Source organism: Variovorax paradoxus, assembly GCF_022009635.1.
Lineage (GTDB): Bacteria > Pseudomonadota > Gammaproteobacteria > Burkholderiales > Burkholderiaceae_C > Variovorax.
In genome coordinates this window covers 1,792,252-1,816,697 of the sequence record NZ_CP091716.1, presented here as the reverse complement: position 1 = coordinate 1,816,697, position 24,446 = coordinate 1,792,252, and the positions used below count along the sequence as shown (strand labels likewise).

21 protein-coding genes are annotated in these 24,446 nt (G+C 66.0%); 5 read left to right on the top strand and 16 right to left on the bottom strand.

Annotation, left to right across the window (positions count from 1 at the left end; all coding sequences use genetic code 11):
- Positions 1-87 precede the first annotated feature (87 nt).
- Entirely contained in the window at positions 88-756 is a 669-nt protein-coding gene (locus L3V85_RS08495) for a lipocalin family protein (RefSeq protein WP_237678878.1), read from the top strand.
- Here the strand turns inward: L3V85_RS08495 and L3V85_RS08490 are convergent.
- The 4 genes from L3V85_RS08490 to L3V85_RS08475 form a co-directional block, all read right to left on the bottom strand.
- On the bottom strand, positions 702-1,364 hold the full coding sequence (locus L3V85_RS08490; protein WP_237678877.1) for an HAD family hydrolase: 663 nt from the start codon (positions 1,362-1,364) through the stop codon (positions 702-704). The genes L3V85_RS08495 and L3V85_RS08490 overlap by 55 nt on opposite strands.
- 12 nt (positions 1,365-1,376) lie before the next feature.
- Complete coding sequence (locus L3V85_RS08485; RefSeq protein WP_237678876.1) at positions 1,377-2,426, bottom strand: ABC transporter ATP-binding protein; 1,050 nt, start codon at positions 2,424-2,426, stop codon at positions 1,377-1,379.
- Complete coding sequence (locus L3V85_RS08480; protein ID WP_414080226.1) at positions 2,423-4,603, bottom strand: ABC transporter permease; 2,181 nt, start codon at positions 4,601-4,603, stop codon at positions 2,423-2,425. The genes L3V85_RS08485 and L3V85_RS08480 overlap by 4 nt, the downstream gene beginning before the upstream one ends.
- A 93-nt stretch (positions 4,604-4,696) precedes the next feature.
- A complete protein-coding gene (locus L3V85_RS08475) occupies positions 4,697-5,710 on the bottom strand; it encodes an ABC transporter substrate-binding protein (protein WP_237678874.1) in 1,014 nt (337 codons plus the stop codon).
- 144 nt (positions 5,711-5,854) lie between these two features.
- On the opposite strand from L3V85_RS08475, the gene zwf reads away from it, so the two are divergent.
- The gene (gene zwf / locus L3V85_RS08470; RefSeq protein WP_237678873.1) at positions 5,855-7,327 is read left to right on the top strand and encodes a glucose-6-phosphate dehydrogenase; all 1,473 of its coding nucleotides are present in this window, start codon (positions 5,855-5,857) and stop codon (positions 7,325-7,327) included.
- A gap of 18 nt (positions 7,328-7,345) precedes the next feature.
- Here the strand turns inward: zwf and ygiD are convergent, their stop codons facing one another.
- The 10 genes from ygiD to L3V85_RS08420 form a co-directional block, all read right to left on the bottom strand.
- Positions 7,346-8,254, bottom strand: a complete 909-nt coding sequence (gene ygiD, locus L3V85_RS08465) for a 4,5-DOPA dioxygenase extradiol (protein WP_237678872.1) — start codon at positions 8,252-8,254, stop codon at positions 7,346-7,348.
- Between the two features lie 73 nt (positions 8,255-8,327).
- Positions 8,328-9,833, bottom strand: a complete 1,506-nt coding sequence (gene mctP / locus L3V85_RS08460; RefSeq protein WP_237678871.1) for a monocarboxylate uptake permease MctP — start codon at positions 9,831-9,833, stop codon at positions 8,328-8,330.
- Positions 9,833-10,012, bottom strand: coding sequence for a DUF3311 domain-containing protein (locus tag L3V85_RS08455; protein ID WP_237678870.1), 180 nt, complete (start codon positions 10,010-10,012; stop codon positions 9,833-9,835). Before L3V85_RS08455 ends, mctP begins: the two co-directional genes overlap by 1 nt.
- Before the next feature lie 94 nt (positions 10,013-10,106).
- Entirely contained in the window at positions 10,107-11,144 is a 1,038-nt protein-coding gene (locus L3V85_RS08450) for an ABC transporter ATP-binding protein (protein ID WP_237678869.1), read from the bottom strand.
- Positions 11,141-12,211 (bottom strand): ABC transporter ATP-binding protein, encoded by a 1,071-nt coding sequence (locus L3V85_RS08445; protein WP_237678868.1) that lies wholly within the window; start codon positions 12,209-12,211, stop codon positions 11,141-11,143. The genes L3V85_RS08450 and L3V85_RS08445 overlap by 4 nt, the downstream gene beginning before the upstream one ends.
- A 22-nt stretch (positions 12,212-12,233) precedes the next feature.
- On the bottom strand, positions 12,234-13,145 hold the full coding sequence (locus L3V85_RS08440) for an ABC transporter permease (protein WP_237678867.1): 912 nt from the start codon (positions 13,143-13,145) through the stop codon (positions 12,234-12,236).
- 157 nt (positions 13,146-13,302) lie between these two features.
- On the bottom strand, positions 13,303-14,886 hold the full coding sequence (locus L3V85_RS08435) for an ABC transporter substrate-binding protein (RefSeq protein WP_237678866.1): 1,584 nt from the start codon (positions 14,884-14,886) through the stop codon (positions 13,303-13,305).
- Positions 14,887-14,917: 31 nt separating this feature from the next.
- Entirely contained in the window at positions 14,918-16,189 is a 1,272-nt protein-coding gene (locus L3V85_RS08430) for a M20 aminoacylase family protein (protein ID WP_237678865.1), read from the bottom strand.
- Between the two features lies 1 nt (position 16,190).
- A complete protein-coding gene (locus L3V85_RS08425; protein WP_237678864.1) occupies positions 16,191-17,171 on the bottom strand; it encodes an ABC transporter permease in 981 nt (326 codons plus the stop codon).
- A 184-nt stretch (positions 17,172-17,355) separates the two neighbouring features.
- Entirely contained in the window at positions 17,356-18,642 is a 1,287-nt protein-coding gene (locus L3V85_RS08420; RefSeq protein WP_237678863.1) for a porin, read from the bottom strand.
- A gap of 281 nt (positions 18,643-18,923) precedes the next feature.
- Here L3V85_RS08420 and coq7 point away from each other — a divergent pair, with 281 nt between their 5' ends.
- Entirely contained in the window at positions 18,924-19,553 is a 630-nt protein-coding gene (gene coq7, locus L3V85_RS08415) for a 2-polyprenyl-3-methyl-6-methoxy-1,4-benzoquinone monooxygenase (RefSeq protein ID WP_237678862.1), read from the top strand.
- 20 nt (positions 19,554-19,573) lie between these two features.
- Here coq7 and L3V85_RS08410 read toward each other — a convergent pair whose 3' ends face one another.
- On the bottom strand, positions 19,574-20,023 hold the full coding sequence (locus L3V85_RS08410; RefSeq protein WP_237678861.1) for an OsmC family protein: 450 nt from the start codon (positions 20,021-20,023) through the stop codon (positions 19,574-19,576).
- A 273-nt stretch (positions 20,024-20,296) separates the two neighbouring features.
- Between L3V85_RS08410 and L3V85_RS08405 the strand changes: the two genes are divergently transcribed.
- Positions 20,297-21,538, top strand: coding sequence for a porin (locus L3V85_RS08405; RefSeq protein ID WP_237680527.1), 1,242 nt, complete (start codon positions 20,297-20,299; stop codon positions 21,536-21,538).
- Between the two features lie 109 nt (positions 21,539-21,647).
- Here L3V85_RS08405 and L3V85_RS08400 read toward each other — a convergent pair whose 3' ends face one another.
- Positions 21,648-22,778 carry a hypothetical protein gene (locus L3V85_RS08400; protein ID WP_237678860.1) on the bottom strand — a complete coding sequence of 377 codons (1,131 nt, stop codon included), beginning with the start codon at positions 22,776-22,778 and terminating at the stop codon, positions 21,648-21,650.
- Positions 22,779-22,828: 50 nt separating this feature from the next.
- On the opposite strand from L3V85_RS08400, the gene ilvA reads away from it, so the two are divergent.
- Positions 22,829-24,433, top strand: coding sequence for a threonine ammonia-lyase, biosynthetic (gene ilvA / locus L3V85_RS08395; RefSeq protein WP_237680526.1), 1,605 nt, complete (start codon positions 22,829-22,831; stop codon positions 24,431-24,433).
- The last annotated feature ends 13 nt before the right edge of the window (positions 24,434-24,446 follow it).

Sequence of the window (24,446 nt, the reverse complement as noted above, 5' to 3'; positions counted from 1 at the left end):
GTGGTCCGCGACTGACGGCCAGGCGCCCGGCGCGCCCCTACCCTGAGGCGAAGCTGTACCTTTTCTTTCCCCCCTCAGGAGTGCCTCATGACCCAACGCCCGCGCCCCACGGCGCCCGCCGTCCGACCTTTCGACGACCGCCGCACCAGCCATGCGATCGGCGCCATGGCCACGGCCTTCGTGGTGGGCGGCGTCGCGACTTGGCTGGCACTGGGGGCGGCACGCACCGCGCGCGCCCAGCCCGCAGGCCCTGCCGATGGCGCGCCCCTGATGCGCGCGCCGCTGCAGGTCGTGGCCCCGGTCGACCTGCAGCGCTATGCCGGCATGTGGCATGAGCAGGCCCGCCTGCCCAATCGCTTCCAGAAACAATGCGCCGGCCCCGTCACCGCCGAATACACGCCGCAGCCCGACGGCACCGTGCAGGTGCTCAACCGCTGCGTGCGGGAGGACGGCAATTTCGACGAGGCCATCGGCAGCGCGCGCGTGGTGCCAGTGGCGGGCCAGCCCGGCGCGGGCAGGCTCGAAGTGCGCTTTGCCCCGGCATGGCTCAGCTGGCTGCCGCTGGTGTGGGGTGACTACTGGATCCTGAAGCTGGACCGCGAATATCAGGTCTCGCTGGTCGGCACGCCGGACCGGCAGTTCCTCTGGGTGCTGTCGCGCGCGCCGCGGCTCGACGCCGCGGTGCTCGAAGCCGAACTCGACTACGCCCGCAGCCTGGGGTTCGACACCGACAAGGTCGTATTGACCGGCAGGTAACGCTGCAGCTGCGACGGCAGCATGGCCGGCGAGGTGCAGTGAATGGCATGCCAACCGAAGGCACGGGCCATTTCGACGTTGGCGGCGGAGTCGTCGATGAACACCGTCTGCTCGGGATCGAGGCCGTAGCGCATGGCAAGCACTTCGTAGATCTCGCGCTCGGGCTTGAGGAATTTCACGTCGCCGGAGAACACGCCGCCGTCGAAGCGCCGCATGAAGGCATGGCGGCGCTCGATGGCCCGGGCGTAGGGCGCCGGCATGTTCGACAGGTAGTACAGGCGAAGCGGCTGGCCGGCTTCGCGGTACTCGATGAGCTGCTCGAGCATCTCGACCGTGACGCCGATGGGCTCCAGCCGCTCGCCCAGCCCCTGGAGCATGGTGTGCAGCGGTTCAGGCGGCAGCGCCAGGCGGGCCGACATGCGGGCAATGGCGTCATCCAGCGTGCGGGTGCCGCAGTCGAAGCCGGTCCAGTCGTCGTGATGGAAGAGCGCCCGCCCCATCGCGGCCGCGGCGGCCTCGGTGGGTGCATGGGGCGCCAGGTGAGTCTGTACCAGGCGAGTGGGCTCCCATGCGAACAGCACGGCGCCAAGATCGAAAACCACGTTCATGGCGCCATTGTTTCATGCGCCGGGTACCACGCTCACGCCATGGGCTCCGAGGGAAAGCGTCGCCTGGGCGCCCGCGGCCAGCGGCCGCGACAGGTCGGTCGACACCACGAAGACCGGCCCCAGGGTGGTATCGAAGCCGTATTCGTAGAAGCTGCCCAGGTAGGCGGCCTTGCGCAGCGTGGCCGGCAGGCCGTCCGCCGCGCCACCGGCGCCGATGCGCCAGGCCTCCGGCCGCACCGCGACCTTCACGGCCCCGGGCGCCACCGCATGGCGCGGCTGCAGGCGCAGCGGACCCATCGCCACGCTGCCGTCGGGCTGCGCGGTGGCGGGGAACACCGAGGCTTCGCCCATGAAGCCGGCGACGAATTCGCTCTCGGGCCGGCCATAGAGCTGCTCGGGCGTGCCGCGCTGGGCGATCACGCCGTGGTCCATCACGATGATCTGGTCGCTCACCGCCAGCGCCTCGCTCTGGTCGTGCGTGACGTAGGCCACCGTGAGCTTCAGCCGCTGCTGCAGCGCGCGGATTTCCTCGCGCATCTCGCGGCGCAGGCGGGCGTCGAGGTTGGACAGCGGCTCGTCGAACAGCAGCACCGCCGGCTCCAGCACCAGCGCGCGCGCCAGCGCCACGCGCTGCTGCTGGCCGCCCGAAAGCTCGCTGGGCAGGCGCTCGTCGAAGCCGACCAGGCCCACGCCGCGCAGCGCCTCGCGCGCCCGTGCCGTGGCCTCGTCTTTCTTCACGCCGCTCATGCGCAGGCCGTAGCCCACGTTCTCGATCACGTTCATGTGCGGGAACAGCGCATAGCTCTGGAACATCATGCTGACGTTGCGCTCGGCCGGGCCCAGCGTGGTCACGTCGCGGCCACCCATGAAGATGGCGCCCGAGGTGGGCGACTCCAGCCCCGCGATCATGCGCAGCGTGGTCGTCTTGCCGCAGCCCGAGGGGCCGAGGATGGTGGTGAGCGTGCCCACGGGCACCTCGAAGCTGATGCCCTTGACGGCCAGCGGCGCGTTCTTGTCGGTGCCGTAGCGCTTGGTGATATTGCGGAATTCGATGCCGTTCATGCCAGGCCCTCCATCTTGTGATGCCCTTGGTGTTGTTGTGGCGTGGCCCCTCGCCGCCCCAGCTTGCGCTCCCCCACCACGAACTGCACCAGCGCAATGGCCAGCGACATCAGGATCATGAGCACCGTGCAGTAAGCCAGCGCAATGCCGTAGTCGCCGTTGCCGACGCGGCCGATGATGTAGGTGGTGGCCAGTTCGTTCTCGGCCGTGACCAGAAAGATCACCGCGCTCACCGTGGTCATGGCGCGCACGAAGCTGTAGACCAGCGCGGCCACCAGCGCCGGCTTCAGCAGCGGCAGCACCACCTTGAAGAGCGTCTGCGAGGTCGATGCGCGCAGCATCAGCGAGGCCTCGTCGAGCGAGCGGTCGAGCTGCTTGAACGCCGCCGTGCCGGCGCGCACGCCCACCGGCAGGTTCCGGAACATGAAGCACAACACGATGATGAGCCCGGTGCCCGTGAGCTCGAACGGCGGCACGTTGAAGGCCAGGATGTAGCTCACGCCCAGCACCGTGCCCGGAATCGCGAAGGCCAGCAGCGCGCCGAACTCGAAGAGCCCCTGCCCCTTGAACTCGTTGCGCGCCAGCAGCCATGCAATGAGCAAACCCAGCGCGGCGGTGATCGGCGCCGAGATGCCCGCCAGCTTGAGCGTGGTGATCAGCGAATTCCACGCCGTGCCCGCCCACACCAGCCCGAACTGGCCCCACTCCAGCGCGAAGGCGCTCTTGAAGTGGTTCAGCGTGAAGCTGTAGTCGCGCCCCCAGGTCTGCACGAAACCGCCCGCGAAGGCGAACAGGTAGACCACGGCGGTGAAGGCGATCCACGGCATGGCGATGCAGTAGATGGTGCGGCGCACGCCGTCGGGCAGCGCCATCGCGATGCCGGCGTCGCCCTTGCCGCTGACGGTGGTGTAGTTCTGCTTGCCCAGCAGCCCCCGCTGCAGCGCGAAAACGCCGAGCGCGAAGAGCGTGAGCACCCAGGCCAGCGAGGCCGCGCGGCCCTGGTCGTACTGCGCGCCGACGATGGCAAAGAAGATGTCGGTCGACAGCACCGAGAACTGCCCGCCCACCACCACCGGGTTGCCGAAGTCGGCGATGCTTTCGATGAAGCCCACCAGGAAGGCGTTGGCCAGCCCGGGCTTCAGAAGCGGCAGCGTGATGGTGAAGAAGGTGCGGCGCCGGTCGGCGCGCAGCATCTGCGCGGCTTCTTCCAGGCTGGGCGCGATGCCCTGCACCACGCCGCGCATGATCATGAAGGCGATGGGCGTGAAGGCGAAGAGCTGCGCCACCAGCACGCCCGGCATGCCGTAGAACCAGCGCGTGGGCTCGATGCCGAACACGCTCTCCAGCACCTGGTTGACGATGCCGGCGCGGCCGAACAGCAAAATCAGCCCGAGCCCCACCACGAAGGGTGGCGTGATGATCGGCAGCAGCGCCAGCACCCGCAGCGCGCCCTGCCCGCGCTTGCTGCCGCGCTCGGCCATCAACGCCATCAGCGTGCCCAGGAAGGTGGTGCCGGCGGCCGTGAGCAGTGCCAGCACCAGCGTGTTCCAGGCCACGCCGCAGCGCACGCCACCGCTCAGGCAGCCCAGGCCCCAGATGCGCTCGGTGAACACACGGGCAACGAAGGCCGTGATCGACCACTGCCCGTCTTCATTGAAGAACGCGCCCGACAGCGCCTTGCTCACCGGGTAGGCAATGAACAGCGCCATCAGCACGCCGCAGCCGACGACCGCGGCAGCCACGAACAGGTCGCCCTTGAACAGGCCCAGCCGCGCGATGCCGAAGGCCATCAGCAGCACGAGCGCGGTGAGCGCCAGGAAGCCGCCCGCGCCGATGCCGAACTGGTTGACCGCCAGCTCGCCGAACTGCGTGTTGAAGGCGGCAAAACTCCAGCCCCGCGCGCCGATGGTGAAGCCCGTGGCCGCCAGTCCGAGCGCGCCGACCAGCCCGCCGGCCAGCAGCCAGCGGCCCTGCGCCTTGCCGGCCGGCAGCCATGCACCCACGGCGCACAGCAGCAGCCCCGCCAGGCCGATGAAGAGCCAGCCGCGCCCCTGCGTGGCCGCCTGCATCAGGCCGTTGGCGCCCTCCGCCTGGCTGAACACCTGTGGAACGGCCTCGTACCAGGTCGAATCCTGGATCGCATACCAGGGCAGCAGCAGGTAGGCCGCCAGGCCCATCGCGACCCATGCCCAGATCCAGCGCTGCGAACGCCGGGCGGCGGCCAGGGACGCCGGATTGACCGGCGCGCCTTCGATAGCGCGCGCTTCCACTTAGCGAGGCAGCGAATTGACGTCTTTTTCCCAGCGCGCGATCAGGCGACGACGCTCGGCGCTGGCGCCGTACTTGGCGTAGTCGTAGTTGATGAACTTGATCTTCTTGAAGTCGGGAATGCGCGGGTCGAGCTTGGCGTTCACGTTGCTCGGCAGCTGGAACTGCTTGTTGGCGGCTCCCAGCTCCTGCGCCCCTGGCGTCAGCGCCCATTCGTAGAACTTCTTGGCGGCGTCGAGGTTGCGCGCGCCCTTGATGATGCTCATGGAGCCGATCTCGGCGCCGGTGCCGTCGCTCGGCGTGATGGTCTCGACCGGGAAGCCCTGCATCTTCTCGCCCGGGCCGTCGTGCACGAAGCTGATGGAAACCGCGGTCTCGCCGCGCGCCACCGCCTTGATCGGACCGGTGCCCGAGCGGGTGTACTGGCCCACGTTCTTGTGCAGCGCCTTGAGGTAGTCGAAGGCCTTGTCCTCGCCCATCATCTGCACGAGCGTGGCGATCATGGTGTAGGCCGTGCCGCTGGAGGCGGGGTTGGCCACCTGGATGTCGCCCTTGTACTCGGGCTTGAGGAGGTCGGCCCAGGTCTTGGGCACCGGCAGCTTCTTCTTGGCCAGCAGCTCGGGGTTGTAGCCGAAGCCCAGCGGGCCCGAGTAGATGCCCACCGTCTTGTAGCCCGATTGCTTGGCCTGCTGCTGCGCCCAGGGGTGCAGCTGCGACAGCGTGGGCGACTTGTATTCGAGCGTGAGACCCTGCTCGGCCGCCTGCAGGTGCGGGTCGCCGGTGCCGCCGAACCAGACGTCGGTCTTGGGGTTGTCCTTCTCGGCGATGAGCTGGGCCAGCGCCTCGCCGGAGCCCTTGAGCGCCATGTTGATGCGCACGCCGGTGGTACGCGCGTAGACGGTGGAAATCACGTTGCACCACTCGGCCTGGACCGAGCAGATGACATTGACGGTCTGGGCCGACGCGGCGGCTGACAGACCCAGCAGCGCGGCTGCGGTAAAAAGCTTGTTCTTCATTCGGAATCTCCGCCTCGGCATAAAAAAATGGCCTTGCGGCCATCGTGCAGCGTAGCTTTAGTACAGGTCTCGCGAATCGGTACAAGTACCATCGCGACTGGCACATCGGCCTGCTCGGCACTCAGACACAAGGAAAGTTTTCTCATGAGCTTCGATCTCGTTCTGTTCGGCGGTACTGGCGACCTCGCATGGCGCAAGCTGATGCCAGCGCTGTTCCAGGCATTCCGGCACGGCAGCCTGCCGCAAGACGGGCGGATCATCGGGGTGGCACGCGACGATCACTCCGACGACCAGTACCGCGAGCTCATCCAGTCGCGCTTCAGCGCGGTCGAAGGCGCCAAGCGGCCCTCGCCGGACGAGTTCAAGAAATTCGCGTCGATGCTGCATTACCTGCGCATGGACCTGTCCAAGCCCGACGACTACGCACGGCTCTCCGAGCTGCTCAAGCAGCGCGACGCCAAGACCGTGGTGATGTACGTGGCCACGGCACCCGCGCTCTTCACGCAGGTGGTCGAGCAGATCGCCGCCGCCGGCATGAACGGCCCCCAGACGCGCATCGTGCTGGAAAAGCCGCTGGGCCACGACCTGGCTTCGAACCGCGCCATCAACGCGGCCGTGGGCAAGGTGCTGGAGGAAAAGCAGGTCTTTCGCATCGACCACTACCTGGGCAAGCCTTCGGTGCAGAACCTGTTCGCCATGCGCTTCGGCAATGCGTTGTTCGAGCCCATCTGGCGCCGCGAGCACATCGCCAACATCCAGATCACCATCGCCGAAGACCTGGGCGTGGAAAAGCGCGGCGCCTTCTACGACCAGACCGGCGCGCTGCGCGACATGGTGCAGAACCACGCGCTGCAGCTGCTGTGCGCCATCGGCATGGAGCCGCCGATCAACTCGCACGCAGACGCCATCCGCGACGAAAAGCTCAAGGTGCTGCGCGCGCTCAAGCCCTGGACGCCCGAGAGCCTGAGCCTGCACGCGGTGCGCGGCCAGTACACGGCCGGAACGGCCTACGGCGAACGGGTGCAGGGCTACCGCGACGAGCCGGGCGTGAACCCCGACAGCCGCACCGAGACCTTCGTGGCGCTGCGCACCGAAATCGCCAACTGGCGCTGGGCCGGCGTGCCCTTCTACATCCGCACCGGCAAGCGGCTGGCCTCGCGCGACGCGCGCATCGAGGTCAATTTCAGGCCCACGCCGCACGCGATCTACCGCGCGCCGGCCGGCAACGTGAACAAGTTCGTCATCAACCTGCAGCCCAAGGACGGGCTGGAGCTGCACATGCTCGCGCAGGCGCAGGACAACCGCCAGCGCACCAACGGCAACCAGAGTTCGGCCACCCAGCTGGCGCCGGTGCAGCTCGACCTGGACTTCGACAAGCGCTTCGGCGCCGAGCGCGTGGGCGCCTACGAGCGGCTGCTGCTGGACGTGATCGACGGCCGGCTCAACCTGTTCGTGCGCAGCGACGAGCAGGAAGAGGCATGGCGCTGGGTGGAGCCGCTGATCGACAGCTGGGAATCCGACGGCGGCCCGCGCCCCTATGCGGCGGGCACCTGGGGCCCGAGCGCGTCGAGCGCCATGATCGCGCGCGACGGCTTCGCCTGGGGCGAGGAGCAGTAAGCCGGCTTACGGCCGCGCTCAGCCGAACTGCAGGCAACGCATGCTGAGCGTGCCCGACTGGAACCCCTCGTAGACCGTCTTCGCGCGCTCGCCGCCGCCGGCGGCGCCCAGCGCGTAGAGGAAGGGGTAGTAGTGGTCGGGCGTCGCCACAGCGGTGGAGGCGCCCTCCAGCTTCGCGTAGTCGACCAGCGCGCGGTCGTCGCGGCCGGCCAGCGCGGACTTCACCGCATCGTCGAAGGACTGCGCCCACGGGCGGCTGGCGCTCGGGCCGTCCGGCGTGCCGCGGTCGGTGGCGCGCAGGTTGTGCACCACGTTGCCGCTGCCCATCACCAACACGCCCTTGTCGCGCAAGGCCGCCAGGTCGCGCCCCACCGCGTAGTGGAAGGCGGCCGGCTTGTCGTAGTCGATGCTGAGCTGGAACACGGGCACGTCAGCCTTCGGGTACAGGTACTTCAGCACCGTCCAGGTGCCGTGGTCCAGGCCCCACTGGTCGGTGCCGATCACCGGCGCCTGTTTCACCGCGCCGACGGTTTCCCGCGCGAGCGCGGGATGGCCCGGTGCCGGGTATTCGATGTCGAACAGCGCCTGCGGGAAACCGCCGAAGTCGTGGATGGTCTTCGGCCGCTCCTGCATGCCGACACCCGTGGCGCCCCGGCTCAGCCAGTGCGCCGACACGCTGAGGATGGCCGTCGGTCGGGGCAACTCCCGCCCCCATGCCGTCAGCCGCCGCGTGAAGGCGTTGTCGGTGATGGCGTTCATGGGCGAGCCATGGCCGATGAAGACGACCGGCATGCGGCGCGTGGCCGCACCGGCGGTCTGAATGCTGCAGGCCAGGGAAGCCAGAACCGCGGTCGCGCCGAGGGCGGTGCCCATCAGGAAGCCGCGGCGGCCCAGTTCGGAAGTTGCAAGAGTGGTCGTCATCGGCATGGCGGCACTCTGCAATAGATTTGCGCGCAAGGCGGTGCCTTTGCGCACACTTTTTTTCAGAACGCGGTGCCCGCTATCTCCCGGCAAGCGCCGGCTGCTCGCGCAGCGGCGCGCCCTTGACGACCAGCTGCACCACCACCGCCACCACGATGTTCAGCGCCAGCGCCGCGAGCCCCGTGTAGAGCGTGAAGCTGTCGCCACCGATCACGAAGGTGTGGACCGGCTTGATGCCGTCGGAGAACGCCAGCCAGCTACCGCCCGCCAGCCCCACGGCCCAGCCGGCCAGGAGCGCCGGCGCGCGGAACCAGCCGAAGAACAGGCCGAACACCACCGCCGGGAATGTCTGCAGGATCCACAGGCCGCCCAGCAGCTGCAGGTCGAGCGCGAACTGCGTGGGCAGGAACAGGATGAACACCAGCGCCCCCAGCTTGACCACCAGCGACACGATCTTCGCCACCCTGGCCTCGCCCGCCGGCGTGACGTCGGGCCGCACATAGGCCTTCCAGAAGTTGCGCGTGAACAGGTTGGCCGCGCCGATCGACATCACGGCCGCCGGCACCAGCGCGCCGATGGCGATGGCCGCGAAGGCGAAGCCCGCGAACCACGACGGGAACAGCGCGTTGAAGAGCGCCGGCACGACGTCGTTGTTGCTCTTCACCGTGAGGTGGGCCGCGTAGGCCATGTAGCCCAGCAGCGCGATCAGGCCCAGCAGCACCGTGTAGGCCGGCAGGAAGACGGCGTTCTTGCGGATGGTGTTGGCGCTCTTGGCCGCGAAGATGCCGGTCAGCGTGTGCGGATACATGAAGGCCGCGAGCGCCGAGCCCAGCGCCAGGCTGGCATACGGCAGGTATTGCGCCGGCTTGAGCGTGAGGCCGGTCGCGCCGCCCTTGGCAGCGAAGGCGTCGCCGGCCGCGTGGAACACGCTGCCGTAGCCGCCGAGCTTCATGGGCACCAGCACCACCGCCACCAGCACGACGATGTAGATCATCAGGTCCTTCACGAAGGCGATGAGCGCCGGCGCGCGCAGCCCCGCCGAGTAGGTGTAGAGCGCCAGGATCACGAAGGCCGCCGCCAGCGGCAGCTCGCCCGTCAGGCCCAGCGCCTTGATGACCACTTCCATGCCCACCAGTTGCAGCGCGATGTACGGCATGGTCGCGACCACCCCGGTCACGGCAATGGCCAGTTCCAGCGCCCGCGAGCCGTAGCGCCCGTACACCACGTCGGCCGCCGTCACGTGCCCGGCCTTGTGCGCCGCATGCCAGAGCCTGGGCATGATGATGAAGACGATCGGATAGACGAGGATGGTGTACGGCAGCGCGAAGAAGCCGTAGGCACCCACCGCGTACACCAGCGCGGGCACCGCGATGACGGTGTAGGCGGTGTAGAAGTCGCCTCCCACCAGGAACCAGGTGATCCAGGTGCCGAAGTTGCGCCCGCCCAGGCCCCATTCGTCGAGATGGGCGCCCTTGCCCTTGGCGCCGCCGCTCTGCCATCGCGAGGCCCAGAAGCCCATCACGGTGACCAGGAGGAAGAAGAAGACGAAGACCGACAGCGCGGTCCAGTTGATCTGGCCGGCCATCATTCGTCTCCCGCGTCATACCCGCTGCGGTAGACGATCCAGATCAGCAGCGCCGTGACAGGCACCCACAGCAGCTGATACCAGTAGAAGAACGGAAAGCCGAACAGCTCCGGCAAGGGGCTGTTGTAGAACGGCAGCCACAGAAGCCCGATGAAGGGCAACACGAGCAAGGCCCACATGTGCTGTTCTCCTTGGTGTGATTTTTACGAAAGCACCAAGGAGTTATAGACCTGAAGCCGAACACGCGGCGCCGACCCGGATTAAGGAACCGCGCTAGATGCGGCCCTCCTCGACCGCATGGCAGGCCACCTGCACGCCCGCGATGCCCAGCAGCTTCGGCCGCTCCGCCGAGCAGCGCGCATTCGCATGCGGACAGCGCGGATGGAAGGCGCAGCCCGTGGGCGGATTCAGCGGATTCGGCACCTCGCCCTGCACCGGCGTGCGCGAGCGGCCGGTGTGCTTCATCTGCGGGATGGCGTCCAGCAGCATGCGGGTGTACGGATGCTGCGGCGCGGCAAACAGCTTCTGCTTGTCGGCCACCTCGACCAGCCGGCCCAGGTACATCACGCCGACCTGGTCGGCCACGTGGCGCACCACGGCAAGGTTGTGCGAGATGAAGAGGTAGGTCAGGCCCTGCTCGCGCTGCAGGTCCTTCATGATGTTGAGCACCTGCGCCTGCACGCTCACGTCGAGCGCCGAGGTGGGCTCGTCGCACACCAGGAATTCGGGCTGCGTGGCGAGCGCCCGAGCGATGGAAATGCGCTGGCGCTGGCCGCCGGAGAACTGGTGCGGATACTTGCTCATGTCCAGCGGCGACAGGCCGACCGACTTGAGCAATTCGCCCACGCGTTCGCGCAGCGCGGCCTTGTCGCTGATGATGCCGTGCTCGCGCAGCGGCTCGCCGATGATGTCCTCCACGATCCAGCGCGGGTTCAGGCTCGCGTAGGGGTCCTGGAAGATCATCTGGATGCGGCGGCGCAGCTTGCGGCCTTCGGAGGTCTTGAACGCGGCATGCGCGTCCTGCCCGTCGAACTGCAGCCCGCCCCGCGTGGGCGCATACAGGCCCACCAGCAGGCGCGCCACGGTGCTCTTGCCGCAGCCCGACTCGCCCACCAGCGCCAGCGTCTTGCCGCGCTCGATGGAAAAGCTCACGCCGTCCACCGCATGCAGCAGCACGCGCGGCTTGCGTTCGAGCACGCGATTGAGCCAGGGCGGCGAGACGTCGAAGGTGCGCGCCAGGTCGTGGGCCACCACCAGCGGTTCGCCGGCGGCGGCGGGTGCGTTGCCGCGGGGTTCGATCACGGCGCTCATCGCGTCACCTCGCTCAGGGGTTCGGCCGCTTCGGGCATGGCGCGTTCGCCGGCCGCCAGTGCGTCGTGGTGCCGGGCGGCGAGCTCGGCCTGGCCGGTGTGCGGATCGGCGGCATCGTGCAGCCAGCAGGCGGCGCGGGTGGCGCCGGCGTTCATCAGCTCGGGGCGTTCGGTCAGGCAGCGGGCAAAGGTGCGCGGGCAGCGCGGGTTGTAGGCACAGCCCGTCGGGATGGCATTGAGCCGTGGCATGGCGCCGTCGATCTGGTTGAGCCGCTCGCGGTCGCTCGTCATGTCGGGAATCGAGGCCATCAGGCCCGAGGTGTAGGGGTGCGCGGGCTGGTGGATCACTTCGTGCACCGGGCCGATCTCGGCAATGCGCCCGGCATACATCACGGCCACGCGGTCGCAGGTCTCGGCGATCACGCCCATGTCGTGCGTGATCAGCATCACGGCCGCGCCGCGCTCCTTGCAGATGCGCTTGAGCAACTGAATGATCTGCGCCTGGATCGACACGTCCAGCGCGGTAGTCGGCTCGTCGGCCACGATGAGCTTGGGCTCGGCCGCGAGCGCCAGCGCGATCACCACGCGTTGCCGCATGCCGCCCGAAAACTGGTGCGGGAAGTGGTCGATGCGCTGCTCGGCGGCGGGAATGCCGGTGTCCTGCAGCAGGCCGATGGCGCGCTTGCGGGCTTCGGCGTCGGTCACCGGCAGGTGCGCGCGGATGGTCTCGACCAGCTGCCGACCCACGGTGTAGAGCGGATTCAGCGAGGTCAGCGGGTCCTGGAAGATCGCGCCGATCTTGCGCCCGCGAATGGGCCGCATCGCATCGAAGCCGAGGTTGTCGATGCGCTGGCCCTCCAGCCGGATCTCGCCGCCGGCCACGCGGCCCGGCGACTCGAGCAGGCCGATGATGGCCGCGCCCGTGAGCGACTTGCCGGCGCCCGACTCGCCCACCACGCCGAGGATTTCTCCCGGCGCGATGTCGAAGGAAATCCGGTCGAGCGCGCGCAGCGTGCCTCGGCGGTGCGGAAACTCGACGACGAGGTCTTTGACCTGGAGCAGCGTCATGGTGGCGTTCTCCTTGTTGTCTTCAGCGCAGGCGCGGGTTGAGCGCGTCGCGCAGCCAGTCGCCGAGCAGGTTCACGCTGAGCGCGATGAGCACCAGCATCAGGCCCGGAAACACCGTGATCCACCATTCGCCCGAGAACAGGTACTGGTTGCCGATGCTGATGAGCGTGCCCAGCGACGGCGAGGTCGGCGGCACGCCGACGCCCAGGAACGACAGCGTGGCCTCGGTGATGATGGCCGTGGCCACCTGGATCGTGGCGAGCACGGTCACCGGTCCCAGCACGTTGGGCAGCACATGGCGCAGCATGATGCGCATCGGCGCCACGCCGGTCACGCGCGCGGCCTGCACGTATTCCTTGTTTCGCTCCACCAGCGTGGAGCCGCGCACCGTGCGCGCGTACTGCACCCAGCCGGTCAGCGAGATCGAGACGATCAGCACGCCGAAGGCGAGCGACTCATGGGCGCCCGGAAACAGCGCGCGCCCCACGCCCGCGATGAGCAGCGCCACCAGGATGGGCGGGAACGACAGCATCACGTCGCATACGCGCATGAGGAAGGAGTCGAGCCAGCCGCCGAAAAAGCCGGCGAGCAGCCCCAACACCACGCCGACCACCACCGACAGCACGACCGACACCAGGCCGACGATCAGAGAGATGCGCGCGCCGTAGATGACGGCCGAGAGAATGTCGCGCCCCTGGTCGTCGGTGCCCAGCAGGTACTTGGACGAGCCTTCGGCACTCCAGGCGGGCGGTAGCCGCGCGTCGCCGAGTTCGAGGGCTGCAAGGTCGAAGGGATTGTGCGGCGACACCCAGCCGGCGAACACCGCGCAGACCACGCAGACCAGCGCGATGAGCGCCGCGGCAATGGCCACCGGCGATGTGCGAAAGCTGTAGCCGACATCGCTGTCGAGCCAACGGGCAAGTGTTTTTTTCATCGCCGGGCCGCCCCAAGATGAAAAGCGGCCCCCTCGGGGGGCAGCGGACCTTGCGCAGCAAGGGGAGCGTGAGGGTTATTTTTCATCGTGAAGCAAAAGGAATGGGCCCGCAAGAAGCGGGCCCATGGTCAGGCCGCCTGGCGGACGGCCTCGGGGATCACGGCTTGATGCTCATCCACTTGAAGTACATGAAGTTGTCGGCCAGCTGCACCAGCTCGACCTTCTTGCTCACGCCCCAGGCCAGCGACTGCTGGTGCAGCGGCAGGTGGCCCACGTCGTCGGCGTGGATCTTGAAGGCTTCCTTGATCATCTCGTTGCGCTTGTCCTTGTCGCCTTCGGACTGGATCTTCTTGGTCAGCTCGTCCAGCTTGGGATTGCAGTAGGCACCCAGGTTGAACTGGCCGGTGCCCTTGTCGTCCGGGCAGGAAGTGAGCGAGCTCAGCGCGTTGTGCGAGTCGTAGGTGGTCGGGGTCCAGCCCAGCATGTAGAAGCTGGTGTCGCGGCGCAGCACCTTGGGGAAGTAAGTGCCCTTGGTCTCGGCCACGAGGTTGATCTTCACGCCGATCTTCGCGAGGTTGGACGCCACGCTCTGGCAGATCTGGCCGTCGTTCACGTAGCGGTCGTTCGGGCAGTTCAGCGACACCTCGAAGCCGTTGGGGTAGCCGGCTTCGGTCAGCAGCTTCTTGGCGGCTTCGACGTCGTAGGGCAGGCGCTTGTCCTGCTCGGCGGTCCAGCCGTTGATGCCGGGGCCGACCAGCAAGGCGGTGGGGCGCGAGGCGCCGCGCATCACCGTGCGCTGGATGCCGGCGATGTCGATGGCCTGGTAGAAGGCCTGGCGAACGCGCTTGTCCTTGAACGGGTTCTTGCCCTTGACGTTCGAGTACTGCAGCTCGTCGCGCTTCTGGTCCATGCCCAGGAAGATGGTGCGCATCTCGGGGCCGGTGATGACGCGCGCATTGGGCGCGGCGTTGATGCGCGCGATGTCCTGCACGGGCACCGGCTCCATCACGTCCACTTCGCCGGAGACCAGCGCGGCCACGCGGGTGGCGGGGTTGGCGATGGGCGTGAAGATGACTTCCTGCGCGTTGCCGTCGATCTTGCCCCAGTAGGTGCCGTTGCGCGTGAAAACGGTGCGCACGTTCGGCTGGCGCTCGCGCACGCGGAACGGGCCGGTGCCGTTGGCCTTGAACGAGGCGGTGTTCTCGATGCCCTTGCGGCGGTCGACCGGCTTGGTGGCCTGGTTTTCCTCGCACCATTTCTTGCTCATGATCATCGTCAGCGAGATCACGTCGGGCAGGATGGGGAACGGACCGTTGGTCTCGATCTCGACGGCGAGGTCGCCGACCTTGCGCACGGCCTTGATGTCGCTCAGCGTGGCGCGCATGTCGGAGCCGTCGCCCTGGGCGCGCGCGAAGCTGAACACCACGTCGTCGGCGGTGAACGGCGTGCCGTCATGGAAGACCACGCCCTTGCGCAGCTCGAAGCGCCAGACGTTCGGCGAGGTCTGCTTCCAGCTGGTGGCCAGCAGCGGTGCAAGGCTCAGGTCCTTGTTGCGGCCCACGAGGGTTTCATAGACGTTGGCGGTGACGCTCAACTGCAGCGATTCGTTCAGCGAGTGCGGGTCCAGCGATAGCGCGTCCCCCTGGTTCGCGATGCGGATGGTCTGCGCGCTGGCGACCATGCTGACGGCGCCCAGGGCGCACAAAACGGCGGCCGCGGCCACATTCTTCTTGAAACTCATGGGAACACTCCTCGGGTTGGAATCAAACACATCACGACGCCGCGGTGGCGGCGGCTTTCCCTGGCTGCGCGCCGCGGGTGGCGGCAAGCGGCATGCCCTGCTCGACCAGGCCGGCATGCAGCGCGGCGCCGAGCGGCAGGATCTCGTCATTGAAGTCGTAGCGGCTGTTGTGCAGGAAGGCGCCGTCGCGCACGTCCTGGCCGATGCGCAGATAGGCGCCGGCCTTCTTCTGCAGCATGAAAGAGAAGTCTTCGGCGCCCATGCTGGGCTCCATGCTGCGCTCGACATTCTTCGCGCCGACCAAAGACTCGGCCACGTCGGCCGCGAACATGGCCTCGGGCGCTGTGTTGATGGTGGCGGGGTAGATGCGCTCGTACTTGATGGTGGCGGTGGCGCCGAAGCCCGACGCAATGGCCGTGCACAGCTCGTTCAGCCGCTGCTCGACCTGCGCCTGCACCCGCGAACTGAAGGTGCGCACGGTGCCGACCAGCGTGGCCTCGCCGGGTACCACGCTCATCGCGCCGAGGTCGCCGGCCTGCATCGCGCAGATGCTGATGACGGCGGCGTCGATGGGGCGCACGTTGCGCGAGACGATGGTCTGGGCCGCGGTGATGATGTGCGCCGCGACGATCACGGGGTCGATGGTCTGGTAGGCATGTGCGCCGTGGCCGCCCTTGCCCTTGATGCTGATGGTGATGCGGTCGGCCGCGGCCATCATCGCGCCGCGGTTGATGCCCACGGTGCCGGCCGGCATGGCGGGCCAGTTGTGCATCGCGTAGACGGCGTTCACCGGGAAGCGGTCGAACAGGCCGTCCTCGATCATCACGCGGGCGCCGGCGAAGCCTTCTTCTCCGGGCTGGAAGATCAGCACGGCGGTGCCGTCGAAGTCGCGGGTTTCGGCGAGGTAGCGCGCGGCACCGACCAGCATGGCGGTGTGGCCGTCATGGCCGCAGCCGTGCATGAGGCCGTCGCTGGCGGAGCGCCAGCCGAAGTCGTTGTCCTCGCGCATGGGCAGCGCGTCCATGTCGGCGCGCAGGCCGATCATGCGGCCGCTGGCCGTCGAACGACCGCGGATGATGCCGACCACGCCGGTCTTGCCGATGCCCTCGTGGATCTCGTCGACGCCGCAGGCACGCAGGGCTTCACGCACGCGGCCCGAGGTGTAGACCTCTTCGAAGCCGAGCTCGGGGTGCGCATGCAGGTCGCGGCGAAAGGCCGTGATCTCGGGGTAGAAGCTCGCGATGTGCGCGAATGCGCGGCCGGATGCCTTCAGGCGCGGAGCTTCTGCTGTCGCTGCTGTCATGTCAGTGTCCTCCCGCCTTGCCGACGCGCAACCGCGGATCGACCACGAAGTACAGCAGGTCGACCACGAGGTTGATCACCACGAAGATCAAGGCAATGAGGCACAGGTAGGCGGCCATCACCGGGATGTCGGCGAAGGTCACGGCCTGGATGAACAGCAGCCCCATGCCGGGCCACTGGAACACCGACTCGGTGATGATCGCGAAGGCGATGAGGCCGCCGAGCTGCAGGCCGGTGATGGTCATCACGGGCACCAGCGTGTTCTTGAGCGCATGGCCGAAGTGGATCGCGCGGTTCGACAGGCCGCGGGCGCGCGCGAACTTGATGTAGTCGGTGCGCAGCACCTCGAGCATCTCGGCGCGCACCAGCCGCATGATGAGCGTGAGCTGGAAGATCGCCAGCGTCACCGCCGGGAGCACGATGTGCTGCCAACCGTCGACGCTGAAGAGGCCGCTGGTCCACCAGCCGAACTTGACGGTCTCGCCACGGCCGAAGCTCGGGAACCAGCCCAGCGTCACTGCGAAGACGAGGATCAGCAGGATGCCGATCAGGAAGGTGGGCAGCGACACGCCGAGCAACGACACCGTCATGAAGAACTGGCTCATGAACGTGCCCCGGCGCAGTGCGGTGTAGACGCCCATCGGAATGCCGATGAAGAGCGCCAGCACGGCCGCCACGAGCGCCAGCTCGAGCGTGGCCGGGAAGCGCTCGCCGATCAGGCGCGACACCTTCGCGCCTTGGCGCAGGCTCAGCCCGAACTCGCCCTGCGCCGCATTGACGAGGAAGTGCCAGAACTGCACGAAGAAGGGCTGGTCGAGCCCCAATGCGGCGCGCAATTCACGGATCTGGTCGGGTTTCGCGTCCTGCCCCAGAAGGAACACGACGGGATCACCGACATATTGGAATAAGAGGAAGGCGATGAACGCGACCGCGATCATCACGATCACGGCCTGGATCAGGCGGCGCAGTACAAAGGCAATCATTCATCAAACAAAGTGAACGGGCATGCTAGCAGTGCAAGGTGCGTGCCCGCACGGTGGTTCCCCGGGGGTGCGATGCGTGATTTCCCGAGGAGCGGGATGAAAAGCACGAACGAAAAAAAGCCACTCGACTTGCGTCGAGTGGCTTTTGGCTTTTCATTCGAAGCTGGCTTACGCCAGCGTCGAATTAGAAAGCGTGACGGATACCGAAGTCGTAGCCGGTTGCGCTCTTCGGCGTGAAGGTCGTGCCAGCCAGGCCGTTGTAGAAGCCAGGACCGCCGGTGGTGTAGCCAGCGCCGTTCTTGTTGCTGATGCGAGCGATCGTAGCGTACAGAGCCGTGCGCTTCGACAGGTTGTGCACGTAGCCCAGAGCCAGCTTGTTAGCCTTCGGGTCCAGGTTGTTAGCCGGGTTGAAGAAGTCGAAAGGCTGGTTCGTGTCGAGCTTGACAGCCGAGTACGAAGCACGGATCAGGCCAGCGCCGACCGGCACGGTCACACCGATCAGGTAACCGGTCAGATCGATGTCAGGACGGCCGCCCAGGATTGGCGTCACTTCGTAGTCGTTCTTGTTCTTGGCCTTCGACACTTCACCGAAGAGCTTCACGGGACCGAAGTCATACGAAGCGCCCAGGTTCAGGGTGTTGACCTTGGTGGTCACGCCAGCGTAGTACTGGTCACCGATGGTGCTGCTGCCATAAGCCAGAGCGACGTCCAGAGGACCGTTGGCGTAGCCGAAGCGACCGCCGATGTAACGACCAGCGCGCGAGTTGTTCGCAACGTTAGGCGTGAACACGCCCGAGTCGTACTTCGTTTGCTCGCTGAAGCCGTACATCACTTGACCGTAGAAACCACCCAGGTTCGGCGGCAGGAAGTAGCCGACGGTGTTGCTGGCGCGAACGTAGTTGGAACCACCAACGTTCGGGATCTGCGGACGATTGACCAGGGTGGTCGCTGCAGCGGAATAGCCGCTGAAGCCGCCGAACAGGCCGTTAGCCGTCGAGATCAGGTTGGTACCAACGCCGTTGGTGCCGAACGGGTCGAACACGGTGTCGTTCCAGAAGGTGGGGGTGTAGTCACGACCCAGGCGGATTTCACCGAAACCACCCGACAGGCTCACGGTCGAACGACGAGCGAACGTCGAGATACCGGTTTGGCCGTCGTCGTTGGAGATCGGAGCTTCGAGCCAGAAGCTGGCAGCCAGGCCGCCACCCAGGTCTTCCGTGCCACGGAAGCCCAGGCGGCTGGAGTTGTAGCCCGAGTTGGCCAGCGCCGTGCGGCTGACCTTGACGCTACCCTGATTCGTATAGGTGGGAACGCGGAAGTTGTTGGCCAGAACGGTAGGCTTCAGGTCGCGCGAGCTGTTCGAATAGCCGCTGATCGACGCGTCGACCACACCGAACAGCGTGACGGACGACTGGGCCGAGGCAACACCGGCAACAGCCAGGGCAGCCAGAGCAACTAGAGATTTTTTCATTGCAAGTTTCTCCAAGGTTAAACATAGGGCTCCGGTGCGAAGGGCTCACCGTGACTGGCACATTTGTGCTCCCACCGGACCCCGGGCCAACCTCCTTTTGGGAAGTTGATGCTATTGCACCAGAGCCGCTGCGGCAGGGCAAAACAAATCGCCCGAAATGTTGGCTGGCCCGCGCGTTTCGTTGCAGTCCTGCAACAAAGGTCTTAGAGCCGCCGCACCCCACTATATGAAATGCAACGCCCGTTCGATCCGGGGTTTCCCGTGTGCGGTCAAATGGGGGCATGACTGCTCTGTTTGATCCCGTTCTGACCGCGGCGGACGCGGCATTGCGCACCCTGTTTGCCCGTCCCCACGCAACCCGAACCCTGCCTGCGCCTTCTCAGGTACCGGACGAAATGAGCGAGGCGGAGCGCCGCGAAGCCGGCGCATTGATGCGCGTGAACCATGTCGGCGAAGTCTGCGCACAGGCGCTTTACACGGCCCAGGCGGCCGTAACGCGCGATCCCGCCCTACGCGCGCACTTCATTGAAGCTGCGCACGAGGAAACCGATCACCTGGCCTGGACGCGCCAACGTCTCGATGACTTGGGTGCGCGGCCTTCCCTGCTGAATCCGGTCTGGTACGCGGGTGCGTTCGGTCTCGGCCTCGTCGCGGGGCGCCTCGGCGACCCGCTGAGCCTGGGCTTTGTCGCGGAAACAGAGCGCCAGGTGGAAGCCCATCTGGACAGCCATCTGGACCGACTTCCGCCCACGGACAGCGCCTCCAGGGCCGTGGTCGAGCAAATGAAACAGGACGAAGCCCGCCACGCGGCGCAAGCCGTCGACGCCGGTGCGGCAGAGTTGCCAGCTCCGGCCAAAGCCCTGATGCGCATGGCATCCCGCGTGATGACCACGCTGGCGCACCGCATCTGACCTGAAGGCGACCGCCGGCCTCAGGTTTCGATCAGGTCGAAGCTGGTCGTGATTTCGGCGGTCTTCGCCAGCATGATGCTGGCGGAGCAGTAGGTTTCGTGGCTCAACGCGATCGCGCGCTCGACAGCGGCCGCCGGAATGCCCTTGCCTGCCACGGTGAAGTGCATGTGGATCTTGGTGAAGACCTTGGGGTCCTTTTCAGCGCGCTCGCTGGTCAGCTTGACGCTGCAGCGCTCGACCCGATGCCGTCCGCGCTTGAGAATCAGCACGACGTCATAGGCCGTACAGCCGCCAGTGCCGGCCAGCACGGTCTCCATCGGCCTGGCGGCCAGGTTCTGGCCACCGTTCTCGGGTTTTGCAGCGTCAGGGGCCCCATCCATCATCAGGACGTGGCCGCTGCCCGTCTCCGCCACGAAGCCCATGGCCGACTTGGTGCCCGCGTCGCCGGTCCAACTTACTGTGCATTCCATGAATTTTTGAGTTTCCAGTGAGGGATGTCGGGCAGAAATGCATGGCGACACCCGTTTTGTGTGTGGGAAAAGCATCACTCGCTTGTTGCATCGCAACAAACAGCCGATATACTTTATTTCATTGCGCAAACGTATGCGCACCCAGTTGTCTCCTCCACCCTTCCAATTGGTGGATTTAGCCCCGAGCTGCAAAGCTCGGGGCTTTTTTCTTTGCGGGGCAACCCTAGCGGGTCCTGAGGCCACTCTAGTTTTTACCCCGAAAGGGCAGTTGCTCTGGCTGCCCTGGCTGTTGCCGGTGTTGCCTCGGCCCAGTCGTCCGTCACGCTGTTCGGTGTGGTCGACGCGTCGATCAGCGGCTATTCGAACAGCTCGCGCGACCTGAAGCCTACCGTTCTGGCCAACAACTTCCGCGTTCCCACCTATACGAATCAGGGTAGCGTCAAGGTCAGCCGCACGGCGCTGGCCAACTCGGGCTACAACTCCAGCCGCCTGGGCTTCCGTGGCACGGAAGACCTGGGTGGCGGCTTGGCAGCCAGCTTCTGGCTCGAAGCCCCGATCTCCAACGACGACGGCGCCACGGGCGTTTCGACCTTCTCGCGTCGCTCGACCCTGAGCCTTTCGGGCGGTTTCGGTGAAATCCGCCTGGGTCGTGACTACACCCCCACCTTCTGGAACGACACCGTGTTCGATCCGTTCGGCACCAACGGTGTCGGCGCGAACCTGATCAACACGGCCAGCAACTACAACTTCACCACGGGCGGCGCCAAGGACACCGGCGGCTTCGCCGGCAACCAGAACTACTCCCGCGCCAGCAATTCGATCGGCTACTTCCTGCCGCCGAACCTGGGTGGCTTCTACGGTCAAGTGATGTACGCGTTCCATGAGAACGACAAGTACAGCGGCGGCCAGTTCACCCCGGCGGACAGCGCCACCTCGAAGAGCCGCGCCGGCCGTTACATCGGTGGTCGCGTCGGTTATGCCAACGGCCCTCTGGACGTCGCAGTGGCCTACGGCAACAGCACGGTCGGCGATCAGTTCTTCGCCGGCACCACCGACTCGGTGAAGACCTTCAACCTGGGCGCCTCGTACGACTTCGGTCCCGCGAAGCTGTTCGGCGAACTGTCGCGCCTCAAGAACTCGCGCGATTACGCGATCAGGCCGATCACCGGTGCGCGTCCCGATGTCGATCTGACCGGTTACCTGATCGGTGTGACCGTGCCCGTCGGTGCAGGTTTGATCCGCGCGTCTTACTCGGCAGTCAAGTACGACCGCAACCTGCCCTTCGATTACTTCACCCCCGCCAATAACCTTGACCCGAAGGCGAACAAGCTGGCGATCGGCTACGTGCACAACCTCTCGAAGCGCACCGCCCTGTACGCAACTGTCGCTCGCGTGAGCAACAAGAACGGTGCCGCCCTGACTGTTGGCGGCCCTGGCTTCTACAAGGTTACGGATCGCGTGTTCACGCCGAAGACGTCGACGGGTTACGACTTCGGCATCCGTCACGCCTTCTGATCTTCTTCGTCTGATCCCGATGCTGGCTCCTGCCAGTTCGAGTCAACAGCAAAGCCTCAAGTCGCCCGGCTCACGCCGGGCGGCTTTTTGTCCTTTCTCTCTGCTTTCTTCAGCTGCTCCGGCCGCGCCGGCTTTGCAGCAACCCCACATTCATTTCTCCGCTCAATGCCGATGCGTAGAAACGCTCGACCATGTTGACGCTCGTGCGTGCATTGCGCGCCAAGGTCAGCATGTCGATCCCTTGCCCGTACAAGAGCCTCAGCGTGATCGCGGTATGGCGCAGGCAGTACAGCGTTCTCGACTGCCCCAACGGCCCCTTCTCGAGGCCCGCCTTTTCGAGCACCCAGTGAAAGAAGAAGTTGAGCACCGCCAACGCATGCTCGCGGTTCTTCAACTGCGGCATGAAGATGTAGTCTTCCGCCCCACCGTACCCATGCTCGCCGCGATAGGCGAGCAAGCATTCATACACGCGCACAGCAGGACGCAAGCTCACGATGGGCTGGCTGTGCCGCTTGGTCTCGGGCAGATTCATTCGCAGATAGACGTGCTTGCCGCGCACGACCTCGATGTGCTTGTGCTTCATGAGCTTGATGTCGCTCGGGCGCACGAAGGTGTTAACCATCCAGCGTATCAACCAGGGCAACTCGTCCGGCATTGCAAGCAGCTCGCGTGCAATCCAGAAACGCTCGCCGGCTGCAAGTTGATCGAGCACCGGATGCGAGTGCCCGCGCAAGCTGCGCGCAGTCTCGATGATCGTGCGGTACTCCGCCACGCTGAAGCTTCCACGTGGCTGACTGCGCACCTTGACCTTCGGAAAAGGGGGCGCATCGCGAAGCACTCCGATGTGCACGCCATGCATGACCACCTTGCGCAGCAACACGAGGTACTGGGCAATCGTCGTGCTGGTAAAGCCCTGCTCTCCGAGGTGATCGATCAAGCGTTGCGCATCCGCAGTTGCAAACGACTGCGCCGGCACATCACCCAACAGCGGAACGATGTGCGCACGCAATCTGTTGCCCATCACCTGCCATGTGGCGCGCCCAATTTCTTTTCGCTGAACACGCGCGGCTTCCGCCTGCATCAGCCCTTTCGAAAGATCACTGACAGAAATTGATAACAGATTTTGCTCAATCGTAAATTGATTGGCGGTGTTATGAATCGCGGGATAGGTGCGTCCAAAAAATCCGGAATCATTTGCGGCTGGGGCTTTGCTGAAGAGGTTTATGACATTTGTGTCCATGTCATATTCCGCATGCAATCCCGATGCCTCTTATCATCGACAGTTAACAACTGAAAACTCCCTTGGAAAAAATCGTGCGCAATGCACCTGTTACTCCGGCGCTGACGCCCGCCGACTATCTCAGAAAAATACTCAACGCCCGGGTCTACGACGTTGCAGTCGAGTCCGCGCTCGAGAAGGCACGCGCGCTCAGCGAGCGGCTCGGCAACACTGTTCTGCTCAAGCGCGAAGACCAGCAACCGGTCTTCAGCTTCAAGCTGCGCGGCGCCTATAACAAGATGGCGCATCTGAGCGCGGCGCAATTGGCGAGCGGCGTGATTTGCGCATCGGCCGGAAATCACGCGCAAGGTGTTGCATTGGGTGCGCGCAAGCTCGGCACGCGCGCCGTCATCGTCATGCCGGTGACGACACCCAAATTGAAGATCGATGCGGTGCGCGGTTTCGGCGGCGAAATCGTGCTGCATGGCGACAGCTATTCAGATGCGTATCTGCACGCACTCGAACTGCAGGCCCAACAAAACCTCACCTTCGTTCATCCCTTCGACGACCCCGATGTCATTGCAGGCCAGGGCACCATCGCGATGGAAATCCTGCGCCAGCACCAGGGCCCGCTCGATGCGGTGTTCGTTGCGATCGGCGGCGGCGGATTGATCTCCGGCGTAGCCAACTACATCAAGGCCGTGCGCCCCGAGATCAAGGTGATAGGCGTGCAGATGAACGACTCCGACGCCATGATGCAATCGGTCGCGGCGCACCAGCGCGTGAACTTGCCGGACGTCGGCCTGTTCTCCGACGGCACCGCAGTGAAGCTCGTGGGCGAAGAAACTTTCCGCATCGCCAACGAACTGGTCGACGACTACATCGCCGTCGACACCGACGCCGTGTGCGCAGCCATCAAGGACATCTTCGTCGACACGCGCAGCATCGTCGAACCCGCCGGCGCGCTCGCCGTGGCCGCGATCAAGGAATACGCAGCCAGGCACGGCCGCCAGGGCGAAACCTACGCGGCCATCCTCTGCGGCGCCAACATGAACTTCGACCGGCTGCGCTTCGTGGCCGAGCGCGCCGAGGTCGGCGAAGAACGCGAGGCGCTGTTCGCCGTCACGATCCCTGAAGAGCGCGGCAGCTTCCGCCGCTTCTGCGAGCTGATCAGCGAGATACCAGCCAGCGATGCCGAAGGCGGCGGCGCACCGCGCAACGTGACGGAGTTCAACTACCGCATCAGCGATGCCGCCAAGGCCCATGTGTTCGTCGGCCTCACCACCTCCGCGCGCGGCGAGTCGGCCACCATCGCACGAACTTTCAACGACCACGGCTTCGATTCGCTCGACCTCACGCACGACGAACTCGCGAAAGAGCATCTGCGGCACCTGGTCGGCGGACGCACGGGCCTCGCGCATGACGAGCGCCTGCTGCGTTTCGTGTTCCCCGAGAGGCCCGGCGCGCTGCTCAAGTTCCTGAGCCTGATGCGGCCAAACTGGAACATCAGCCTGTTCCACTACCGCAACCAGGGCGCCGACTACGGCCGCATCCTGGTCGGACTGCAGGTGCCTGCCGGCGAGTCCACGGAGTTCGCGGCCTTCCTCGAAACGCTGGGCTATCCCTACGTCGAGGAAACGGCGAATCCGGCCTACCGGCTCTTCCTGCAGGCCTGACCGGAAGACAGCA